This window comes from Acinetobacter sp. UBA6720 (genome assembly GCF_002454215.1).
In the GTDB taxonomy this organism is placed as follows: Bacteria; Pseudomonadota; Gammaproteobacteria; order Pseudomonadales; family Moraxellaceae; genus Acinetobacter.
Genome location: NZ_DKIK01000059.1, coordinates 1 through 10428, shown reverse-complemented (window position 1 = coordinate 10428; position 10428 = coordinate 1). Strand labels below are relative to the sequence as shown.

Below are 10428 nucleotides of genomic sequence, written 5' to 3'. Positions count from 1 at the left end.
TGAAGATCAGCGTTTACAAATGCTTTTGGTGGGCTTTGCTTTCGGTACCTTCTTAGAGGGTGCGGCAGGCTTTGGTGCTCCTGTGGCGATTACCGCAGCATTATTAGTCGGTTTAGGCTTTAAACCGTTATATGCAGCAGGTCTCTGTCTAATCGTAAACACAGCACCTGTGGCTTTTGGTGCAATGGGTATTCCAATTATTGTTGCTGGACAAGTCTCTGGTGTCGATACGATGGAAATCAGCCAAATGGTGGGCCGTCAGCTACCATTTATGGTGCCAATCGTGTTGTTCTGGATTATGGCAATTATGGACGGCTGGCGTGGTGTTAAAGAAACATGGCCAGCAGTTGTGGTGGGGGCGGGTAGCTTTGCAATCGCACAATACTTAACTTCTAACTTTGTTGGGCCAGAACTACCAGATATTACGGCTGCAATTGCATCCTTGGTTTCATTAACAATTTTGTTTAAATACTGGCAGCCAAAGCATATTTTTCGTTTTGCAGATCAAGACGCAAATATGAATGAAGATGTTGCAGCACAAAAACAGAAAAAATATAGCATCGGTCAAATTGCCAAAGCATGGTCTCCATTTGCCATTTTAACTGTAATGGTGACAATCTGGAGTGTGAAACCATTTAAGGATTTATTTGCCAAAGACGGTGCATTGCATGATCTTGTGATTTCCATCAAGGTGCCATTTTTGCATCAAATGATTCAAAAAATGCCGCCTGTAGTGACAGAAATAAAAGACTATGACGCAATCTATAAGTTCGATTGGATCTCGGCAACAGGTACTGCGATTTTTATTGCAGCATTAATTACGATTGCCTTTTTGAAGATGAAGCCTAAGGATGCAGTTGTAACTTTTGGTGAAACCTTGAATGAGTTGAAAATTCCAATTTATTCAATTGGTATGGTGTTGTCTTTTGCCTTTGTTGCGAACTACTCGGGTATGTCTTCAACCTTGGCTTTAGCTCTTGCACATACAGGTTCAGCATTTACTTTCTTTTCACCATTCTTGGGCTGGTTGGGTGTATTTCTTACAGGTTCGGATACTTCTGCGAACGCACTGTTTTCAGCGCTTCAAGCCACTACGGCTCAGCAAATTGGGGTGCCTGAAGTATTGTTAGTTGCAGCCAATACCAGTGGTGGTGTAACTGGCAAAATGATTTCACCTCAATCAATTGCGATTGCATGTGCGGCGGTAGGCTTAGTTGGTAAAGAGTCTGATTTATTCCGTTTTACTGTAAAACACAGTATAACGTTCACATTTATGATGGGTATTATGATTACCCTACAAGCTTATGTGTTCCCATGGATGATTCCATAGCACAAATTGTGTATCAACGTTAAGGAAAGCAGATGAGAGTCTCCGATAAAGCTGTACAAAGCCTGCGTGTATTGATTGAACAAAGCAATATGCAGGTTGGAGACCGTCTGCCTGCTGAAAGAAAACTGTGTGAACAACTTCAAGTCTCGCGTTCCTCTTTAAGAGAAGCGATTTCTCAACTGTCCAGCATGGGTATGTTGGTCAGTAAAGTGGGAGCGGGAACTTTTTTAAAACAATTACCAGCTACCTGGTCAAGTTATCAAATTGTACAACCGATCAGTAATTTGATGAGTGAAGATCCAGCCTATCGCTTTGATGTGCAAGAGGCGCGCATTATTTTAGAAGGTGGGACGACTTGGTATGCAGCTCAACGCGCAACCCAAGAAGATTTGGTGAATATCCGACATTATTATGATCAGATTAACCATTTTCAGGCACTGGGTGATGATGATGCAGCGGCTCGTGCTGATGCGAAATTTCATTTAGCGATTGCTGAAGCATCTCATAATTTGGTTCTCATTCAGATGATGCGTGGTCTGTTCGATTTGTTGCAGTTCAACGTCGCTTTGGGACGCCGAAAAGTCTATAGCGAAGCACACCGTTTTGATCAATTGCATGATCAGCACTTTCAAGTCATGAGTGCAATTGAACGTCGTGATCCAGAAGCTGCACGCAAAGCAGTCTGTGGACACATTGAGTTTGTAGTACAACAGGTGCGCATGATTGATGAAGAAGAAGCTCGTCGTCAGCGCGCCAGTCGATTAAACAGGATATAAGCATGATTATTTCTTCTGCCAATGACTACCGTGAAGCGGCACGACGTCGTTTACCGCCATTTTTATTCCATTACATTGATGGTGGTGCGTATGCAGAATATACCCTGAAGCGTAACGTAGAAGATTTATCGAAAATTGCTTTGCGCCAGCGTGTACTGAACGACATGTCACAGTTAAGTTTAGAAACCAAACTGTTTGATGAAACGTTGTCGATGCCAGTTGCATTATCGCCTGTGGGTTTAACAGGGATGTATGCGCGTCGTGGTGAAGTTCAAGCTGCGGTTGCTGCGGATAAAAAGGGCATTCCATTTACGCTGTCTACTGTTTCAGTATGTCCAATTGAGGAAGTTGCACCTGCGATTCAGCGTCCAATGTGGTTCCAGCTTTATGTACTGCGTGACCGTGGTTTCATGAAAAATGCTTTGGAACGTGCTAAAGCGGCAGGCTGTTCAACCTTGGTGTTTACTGTGGATATGCCTGTTCCAGGCGCGCGTTACCGTGATGCCCACTCAGGTATGAGTGGCCCAAATGCAGCAATGCGTCGTTATATGCAGTCGTGTTTCCATCCGCACTGGGCGTGGAATGTCGGCATGATGGGACGTCCGCATGACTTGGGCAATATTTCTAAATACTTAGGCAAACCTACAGGTCTAGAAGATTATATTGGTTGGTTAGGTTCAAACTTTGATCCGTCTATTTCGTGGAAAGACCTTGAATGGATTCGTGAGTTTTGGGATGGGCCAATGGTTATTAAAGGGATTCTGGATCCTGAAGATGCCAAAGATGCAGTGCGTTTCGGTGCAGATGGGATTGTGGTTTCAAACCATGGTGGTCGTCAGCTCGATGGCGTTTTATCTTCTGCACGTGCACTTCCGCCAATTGCAGATGCAGTCAAGGGTGATATTAAAATCCTCGCGGATTCGGGTATTCGTAATGGTCTAGATGTTGTGCGTATGCTGGCGTTGGGTGCAGACACGTGTATGCTTGGTCGCGCCTTTGTTTATGCACTTGGTGCAGCAGGCGGTGAAGGTGTTTCAAATCTTTTAGAATTGATTGATAAAGAAATGCGTGTTGCTATGACTTTAACTGGTGCAAAAACCATTGCGGATATTACGTCTGACTGTTTAGTGAAGTTAGAACGAGAGTTGGCTGAGTAATTCATTATATCAGTAGAAGCGTTCTCACACAGTAAACGTGCATTCAATAGGTATTTACATCAATACCGTGATTATTGCTATTTATATAATCCCTCTCAACCTCCCTTTAAAAGGGAGGAGTTATACCGATTAGAATTTATGTTGCAGGTATAAATAATTTTTCTTTTACTTTAAATGCCTAAGGTGAAGAAAAAGTCCCTCTTTGGAAAAGGGGGATTTAGGGGGATTATAATCATTGGAAATAACAAATATGAACCCTCGATCTCCACAACACGTTATTGAAAATTTAATAAATATCGTTGGTAAACAACACGTTTTAACCGAAGATAAAGATACACGTTTATACCGCCAAGGTCGTCGTTACGGCGCAGGGAAAGTACTGGCTGTTGTTGCACCAGGGTCATTACTGGAACAGTGGCAAGTACTACAAGTGGCTGTTGATGCAGATTGTATTGTGATTATGCAAGCGGCCAATACAGGTTTGACTGGTGGCTCAACGCCTTTTGGTGATGATTATGACCGTCCAGTGGTTCTAATCAGCACACGTCGTTTGGTCGGCATTCAAGTCATTAATGACGGTCAGCAAGTGATTTGTCTACCCGGTGCCACACTGGATCGACTTGAAAAAGAGTTGGTGCCATTTAATCGAGAGCCACATTCAGTGATTGGTTCATCGTGTATTGGGGCTTCAGTTTTAGGTGGTGTCTGTAATAACTCAGGTGGTGCTTTGGTGCGCCGTGGACCTGCTTATACTGAGCTGGCTCTGTATGCTCGTGTCAATGATGGTGGTCAGTTAGAATTAGTGAATCATTTAGGGGTGAACCTAGGCGAAACACCTGAAGAAATTCTAAGCAGGCTTGAAACGAAAAATTATCAAATCGGCGATATTATCAATAACTCAGGCTGCTGCGCATCGGACCATCGTTATGGACATGATGTTAAACAAGTTGATGAAAATACGCCTGCACGCTTTAATGCCGATCCGTCTCGTTTATATGAAGCATCGGGTTCGGCAGGTAAAGTATGTGTCTTTGCCGTACGTTTAGATACCTTTGAAAAAATTCCAAGTCAGGTGTTCTACGTGGGAACCAACTCACATGATGATTTGACTGAAATCCGCCGTTTTTTATTGAAAGATTTGCCACGATTACCGATTGCAGGGGAATACATCCACCGCGTAGCGTATGACATTGGGGCAGAGTATGGTAAAGACACCTTTATGTTCATTGAAAAACTGGGTACAGCCAAAGTACCCGCTGCATTTGCAATGAAAGATAAGGTTGATGCGTACTTAGAAAAATTTGGTATGAAGGGGCTGTCAGATAAAGTCCTGCAATTGATCACCAAATTTTTGCCCAATCATTTACCGAAACGGATGAATGCATTCCGTGATTTGTATGAACACCATTTGGTTATTCGGATTGAAAATCAAGATGTTGAGCAAGTTGAAAGCTTTTTAAAACATTATTTCCAAGATAAAACTTCAGGTGATTTTTTCCACTGTACTGAGGAAGAAGGACGTAAAGCATTTTTACATCGCTTTGCCGTTGCAGGTGCAGCAATTCGCTATCGAGATACACACCGTTCGGAAGTTGAAGATATTGTAGCTTTGGACATCGCATTGCGTCGTAATGATCGAGAGTGGGTGGAAACCTTACCTAAAGAGATGGATGATCTGATTGTTCATAAACTCTATTATGGTCATTTTTTATGTCATGTGTTTCATCAGGACTATATTGTGAAAAAAGGCGTAGATCCTTTAGCGATGGAACACCAAATGTGGCATTTATTGGATGCACGAGGTGCTGAATACCCAGCCGAGCATAATGTTGGACATTTATATGTAGCAAAACCTGCACTGCGAACACATTATGAAAAGCTGGATCCAACCAATAGTTTTAACGTAGGTATTGGCCAAACCAGTAAGTTGAAAGCTTGGAAATAAGGCTTTTAAGCAATAAAAAAACCAGTGATGGCAACATCACTGGTTTTTTTATTGCTTTTTTGTGAATCCAGTTGAATTGACCGTAGTTACTCAGAAAATTTTCTAAATTGTCATCCCAAAATTTTGAAAAACAGCTAAAGTAGTATGCAACAAGTTGCAAAGCCAAAGATAAGGATTCATGATGACAACCAATAGCTATGCACATATTTTAAAACCCTTACATTTGGGTTTTACCACAATTAAGAACCGTGTGGTGATGGGCTCCATGCATACGGGTTTGGAAGATCGTTTTTATAATTATCCAAAATTGGCAGCATACTTCGGTGAGCGTGCTAAAGGTGGTGTTGGCCTGATCATTACAGGCGGGATTTCTCCAAACCGTCAAGGCTGGCTTCTTCCAGCGGGCGGTACGATGAATACGCTGGGGGATATTGCTCCGCATCGTTTAGTGACACATGCGGTACATAAGCATGGCGCAAAAATTTTAATGCAAATTTTGCATGCGGGACGTTATGGCTACCAACCCTTTGTCGTTTCTGCGAGCCCAATCAAGTCGCCGATTTCGCCTTTTAAACCGCGTCAAATGTCTGAAAAACAAATTTTGAATACCATAGATGACTACGTTAACTGTGCCAGTCTTGCGAAAAAGGCGGGCTATGACGGTGTAGAAATTATGGGTTCAGAAGGTTATTTATTGAATCAATTTCTTAGTCGTCATGTGAATCAACGTGAAGACCGTTGGGGTGGGCCGATTGAAAACCGTATGCGTTTTGCGGTCGAAATCGTTAAAGGGATACGTGCACAAGTCGGGGAGAAATTTATTATTTGCTTCCGTTTGTCATTGCTGGATTTAGTACATGACGGCAATACCATGCAAGAAGTGGTTACGATTGCACAAGCACTAGAAAAAGCAGGCATTACCTTGTTGAATACAGGGATTGGCTGGCATGAAGCTCGTATTCCAACCATCGTGACTTCTGTGCCACGTGCAGCTTTTGTTGATTATACAGCGGAAGTGAAAAAGCATGTGGCTGTGCCAGTGATTGCTTCAAATCGTATTAATATGCCAGACACGGCAGAAGAGATTTTGGCATCGGGCAAAGCTGATATGGTGCAAATGGCGCGTCCGTTATTGGCCGATGCTTTTTGGGTGAATAAAACAGCGACCAATCGTGTCGATGAAATCAATACGTGTATCGCCTGTAACCAAGCGTGTTTAGATCATACATTTAAAAATCAGCGTGCAACCTGTTTAGTCAACCCGCGTGCGGCATTTGAAACTGAGTTGGTTTATGTGAAAGCGAAGCAATCTAAACGAGTTGCGGTTGTTGGCGGTGGTGTCGCAGGTATGTCGGCCGCGATGGTTGCAGCCAGTCGCGGACATGCAGTGACATTGTTTGAAGCAAGTCATGAGGTGGGCGGACAGTTTAACTTGGCAAAAGTTGTACCCGGTAAAGAAGAGTTTCATGAAACCATTCGTTATTTCAAAGTACAGATTGAAAAAACGGGAGTCGATTTACGTCTAAACACCAAGGTGAATCGTGAGCAGCTTGAGCGTGAAGGCTTTGAAGAAATTATCATTGCAACTGGTGTTGTGCCACGTGCATTACGTATCGAAGGGAGCGATTCACCGCAAGTCCTATCTTATGCAGAAGTGTTACGCGGTGCGCCAGTTGGTCGAAAAGTTGCGGTGATTGGTGCGGGAGGGATTGGTTTTGATGTGTCTGAGTATTTATTAAAACCTGAGCATCAACCTCAGCCACAACCACTTGCAGATTGGCAACGTGAATGGGGGGTAGATCCAAATCCGAATTATGTCTCTGAAGGAGGCTCGCAGATCGCAGAAGTTCATCCACCTGTACGCGAGATTTATTTATTACAACGTAAAACCTCTGCACTTGGTGCAGGCTTGGGCAAAACTTCGGGCTGGGTACACCGCGCACAGTTGAAAAAACATGCGGTACGCATGTTACGTGGTGTTCAGTATAAAGCAGTGACTGATGAGGGGCTTTGGGTGGAGATGGCAGGGCAAGATCAATTGTTACGTGTTGATACTATCGTTGTATGTGCGGGGCAGGAGTCAGTGAAAGATCTGATGCCAAGTGCTGAGCAGAATACGCTTGCGAATTATCACATTATTGGTGGTGCTAAACTTGCCGCTGAGTTAGACGCAAAGCGTGCGATTCGTGAGGGTGCAGAAATCGCTGCGAAATTATAAGCTTTTGATTAAACAATATGCAGTTGTTTGCTTTTATTATAAGTTTTACTTGTCATCAAAACAAAAGCTCCGTATTATGGCGCACATGGAAGCGTGGCAGAGCGGTTTAATGCACCGGTCTTGAAAACCGACGAGGGTGTGAGTCCTCCGTGAGTTCGAATCTCACCGCTTCCGCCAAATATCAATGACTTAGCCCTGACATTCTCAGGGCTTTGTTGTTTCCAGGGTTATGCAACGTAAGCCTGTAGTAAGCATAAAAATATAAGTCAAAGTTTCTTACAATAGCTCGTTTACTGATATAACATTTAAACATAAACCTAAAATAGATTAAGTTTTAGAAAATGTAGAGAATAAAATGGCAGACATTTATCATTACCCTCCCGATGTGTTTGAATTGCTTGTTGAGACTATTCCAAGATTAGTTCGAAGTAAGAAAGCTGTGATTCTTTTTCTCCAAGGTGCAGGAGTTGCTCAAGAAGATTTGAGAGATGTCGCCAGCGTCTTATCTAAAAATCAAGCTTCAATTAATAAATTTGAAATTGTTCGCAGTGTATTAACTAAGGTAAATTCCCGTGGTGACAGTGGTCTTCGTGCTCGCCGTGAGATTATTAAACGTGTTGTAGAGTTCGAAAGCTTTGAAACATGTTGGGAAAATGATCAACTTAAAGCAAAAGGATTGGTTGCAAGTATTCGTGAGGCAGTTGGTAAGAAAGACTCATTTACTAGAATGGAACAAGAGCGTAAGGCAGAAAGAGAAAATCGTTTATCCAAGTTACAAGCAGAGCGTTCAAAATTAGAAAAAAAGCGTTTGGAAATTAATAGTGTAAATCAACGCCTTTCTGCACTTTTTAAAATGGATGATAAACCACAGGAACGAGGTAAGTTATTAGAAGGGGTCTTGAATGATTTATTTCGTATTTATGGGATTCTTATCCGTGAAGATTTCCGTCGTAAAGATCCCGATACTGCTGTTGTCGTAGAGCAGATTGATGGGGTAATAGAGTTAAATGGGAAAATTCATCTTGTTGAAATGAAATGGCTTAATTCACCTGTGGGTATAGGTGAATTTTCACCACACTTAGTTCGTTTATTTGGTCGAGCAGATGCTCATGGCATTTTCATTGCAACAAATGGATATTCTACATCCGTTGTCTCAGAATGTAGGAATGCTCTTAGTCAGAAAACATTGTTTTTATGTTCATTACAAGAATTTGTTATGTTGTTGCAACGTCAAGATGATCTTGTGGAATTACTGAGTAAAAAATCAAAAGCTGCAATTATTGATAAGAATCCATTTCTAGAAATTCTATCTTAAATTATTAAATAGGTATGAAGTGTAGATATTAATCGTGCCTAGTATCGTCAACTAATTGTTGTTGATGTGGTACAGCAATAGCTTCCCACTCATCGTAAGACAAAATAGGCGGAAAAGCGGCTACTAACTGAATAGTAGTCGCTTTGTTCTTTCTATGGGTTTCGACTTTAGCTAAACGCCTTTGAAAGTCTTTTAATACCTTAGCCATTATCGGTATGACCACAGTTAGGGTTAGGGTATTGTGCCCACGGTTGCCCCTGTAGCATGGTTTTAACCGTTACTGGTGCAGCAGGGGGTACGTAGTCGCTAAATGGGTGTAATGGGCTATTTAGCTTTTGTTCAAGCTTTGCAAACAAAGGTGTAATAAACACTTCTTCAATTTCATCACTAGAAGCATATAACGCCATGATGTGCATTAGATTATGCATTGCAACCAAACGTTCACTTGGTGAACCATGTGCAATATCCTGTGTAAATTTAAAACGTAAAAATTCATATTCTTCTCGGGTTGGCAGGTTCATTAGTGTTTCTCCAAAGCATTAATACGTTGTTCTAATTCATCAATCTGACGAATACCATTTAAAGCATTAATAGCTTCAATGATTTGTTTACCCACATCAGGCGCAACATTGCCATCAGCAATAGCTTGTAAAACTGACTGGGCTTGTTCGGTAACACTTGCTGTGGCATCTAATTCAAACTGGACTGTTTCAGTTTGAGCTTTAAGCGTTGGTGCAATACGGGAAAGGACTAAGCTAGCAGCTTGCATATCGCCCGAAAGAGCAGATTTAATAACGACTTTGGCAATATCATCTGCATCAGCTAGCAATGATTGATTTACTTTCATACGTTTATCAATAATCCCTTTTGGACGACCTTGTGGGTTAGGGGAGTTCATTCCCTTACGCCAATTTGGATTTCCTGCTGTTTTAGTCTTTGAATTTGTGGTCATTACAATTCCTTGATCTAAACTATTAATTATCAATTTCAAAGATCGACACGTTGGTCTTTTAAAATGAATGCTTGTTCTGCTTCATTTCTTGCTTGGCGAAGTTTTTTAATAACGTGAGATGGTTTACCCACTGCTTTTTCCACTTCTTTAAATACCAAGCCACCACGTTCACCCAGTAACGCTGCTGCATTCTTCATTACTTTTAAACGCTTAGCTAAAGCAGGGTTTTGAATTTCGTGAAGTTGACGTGTGTAATGTTGGACTTCAATGTCGGTTAAGCCCGATAGATATGACGGAGCACCTAAGATAGCTTGAAGTGTCTGTAAGTCTTTTTTCTGCTGTGCTTCTGCAATAAATGTATGACGTTTGTTGTCATTCATATTTTTAACATGTGAACGAATCTCTTTAGCCACAGGGTCATTAGCACCTGCTGTCAAAGGTGTGGTTAGTTCTTTCTCAATATGTGCAATGCTTTTACTTAGGTTTGCATTTGCAGAATCAATGGACTTAGTAATTTTAAGAAGCTTCTTATTTGCAAAGTCATCAGTTTGAATTAATTGAGCTGCTTCATTCCAAACTGGATTTCGTTTACTTGCTTCACGTGCTTTATGAATATCATTGATACCCTCATACGCTTCACTCAATGCTTGTGCAGCAATGTGAACGTAAGAAGCAGTTTCTTCATCATAGCCTTGAAGATGCTTGATATTATCAGGGTGTAGGGATGGTGTTACG

The 10428-nt window shown here is 41.8% G+C and carries 10 protein-coding genes and 1 tRNA gene; 7 read left to right on the top strand and 4 right to left on the bottom strand.

From position 1 onward, the window contains the following. The 7 genes from B4F08_RS04840 to B4F08_RS04810 all read left to right on the top strand — a co-directional run. Positions 1 to 1330 (top strand): lactate permease LctP family transporter (locus B4F08_RS04840; protein WP_291373522.1); only part of this gene is annotated, 1330 nt, incomplete at its 5' end. 32 nt (positions 1331 to 1362) lie between these two features. Next, positions 1363 to 2106: a transcriptional regulator LldR gene (gene lldR, locus B4F08_RS04835; protein ID WP_086207776.1), complete on the top strand. Its 744-nt coding sequence runs from the start codon at positions 1363 to 1365 to the stop codon at positions 2104 to 2106. Positions 2107 to 2108: 2 nt separating this feature from the next. Then, positions 2109 to 3263: an FMN-dependent L-lactate dehydrogenase LldD gene (gene lldD / locus B4F08_RS04830; RefSeq protein ID WP_062034458.1), complete on the top strand. Its 1155-nt coding sequence runs from the start codon at positions 2109 to 2111 to the stop codon at positions 3261 to 3263. 250 nt (positions 3264 to 3513) lie between these two features. Next, positions 3514 to 5208 carry a D-lactate dehydrogenase gene (gene dld / locus B4F08_RS04825; RefSeq protein ID WP_151706942.1) on the top strand — a complete coding sequence of 565 codons (1695 nt, stop codon included), beginning with the start codon at positions 3514 to 3516 and terminating at the stop codon, positions 5206 to 5208. A gap of 181 nt (positions 5209 to 5389) precedes the next feature. After that, positions 5390 to 7426: an NADPH-dependent 2,4-dienoyl-CoA reductase gene (locus B4F08_RS04820; protein ID WP_291373524.1), complete on the top strand. Its 2037-nt coding sequence runs from the start codon at positions 5390 to 5392 to the stop codon at positions 7424 to 7426. Between the two features lie 87 nt (positions 7427 to 7513). After that, positions 7514 to 7603 (top strand) — tRNA-Ser (locus B4F08_RS04815). 178 nt (positions 7604 to 7781) lie between these two features. Further along, positions 7782 to 8741, top strand: coding sequence for a restriction endonuclease (locus B4F08_RS04810; protein WP_291373518.1), 960 nt, complete (start codon positions 7782 to 7784; stop codon positions 8739 to 8741). A gap of 28 nt (positions 8742 to 8769) precedes the next feature. Here B4F08_RS04810 and B4F08_RS04805 read toward each other — a convergent pair whose 3' ends face one another. From B4F08_RS04805 to B4F08_RS04790, 4 genes are all read right to left on the bottom strand, one after another. After that, positions 8770 to 8949 (bottom strand): hypothetical protein, encoded by a 180-nt coding sequence (locus B4F08_RS04805; RefSeq protein WP_291373516.1) that lies wholly within the window; start codon positions 8947 to 8949, stop codon positions 8770 to 8772. Then, positions 8942 to 9262: a hypothetical protein gene (locus tag B4F08_RS04800; RefSeq protein WP_291373514.1), complete on the bottom strand. Its 321-nt coding sequence runs from the start codon at positions 9260 to 9262 to the stop codon at positions 8942 to 8944. The genes B4F08_RS04805 and B4F08_RS04800 overlap by 8 nt, the downstream gene beginning before the upstream one ends. Continuing rightward, positions 9262 to 9693 (bottom strand): DUF5681 domain-containing protein, encoded by a 432-nt coding sequence (locus tag B4F08_RS04795; RefSeq protein ID WP_291373512.1) that lies wholly within the window; start codon positions 9691 to 9693, stop codon positions 9262 to 9264. The genes B4F08_RS04800 and B4F08_RS04795 overlap by 1 nt, the downstream gene beginning before the upstream one ends. A 35-nt stretch (positions 9694 to 9728) precedes the next feature. Further along, positions 9729 to 10428: hypothetical protein (locus tag B4F08_RS04790; protein WP_291373510.1), on the bottom strand; the 700-nt coding region annotated here is incomplete at its 5' end.

Coding starts and splice junctions, on each gene's coding strand:
- lldR (WP_086207776.1), top strand. CDS start 1,363: ATGAGAGTCTCCGATAAAGCTGTACAAAGCCTGCGTGTATTGATTGAA.
- lldD (WP_062034458.1), top strand. CDS start 2,109: ATGATTATTTCTTCTGCCAATGACTACCGTGAAGCGGCACGACGTCGT.
- dld (WP_151706942.1), top strand. CDS start 3,514: ATGAACCCTCGATCTCCACAACACGTTATTGAAAATTTAATAAATATC.
- B4F08_RS04820 (WP_291373524.1), top strand. CDS start 5,390: ATGACAACCAATAGCTATGCACATATTTTAAAACCCTTACATTTGGGT.
- B4F08_RS04810 (WP_291373518.1), top strand. CDS start 7,782: ATGGCAGACATTTATCATTACCCTCCCGATGTGTTTGAATTGCTTGTT.
- B4F08_RS04805 (WP_291373516.1), bottom strand. CDS start 8,949: ATGGCTAAGGTATTAAAAGACTTTCAAAGGCGTTTAGCTAAAGTCGAA.
- B4F08_RS04800 (WP_291373514.1), bottom strand. CDS start 9,262: ATGAACCTGCCAACCCGAGAAGAATATGAATTTTTACGTTTTAAATTT.
- B4F08_RS04795 (WP_291373512.1), bottom strand. CDS start 9,693: ATGACCACAAATTCAAAGACTAAAACAGCAGGAAATCCAAATTGGCGT.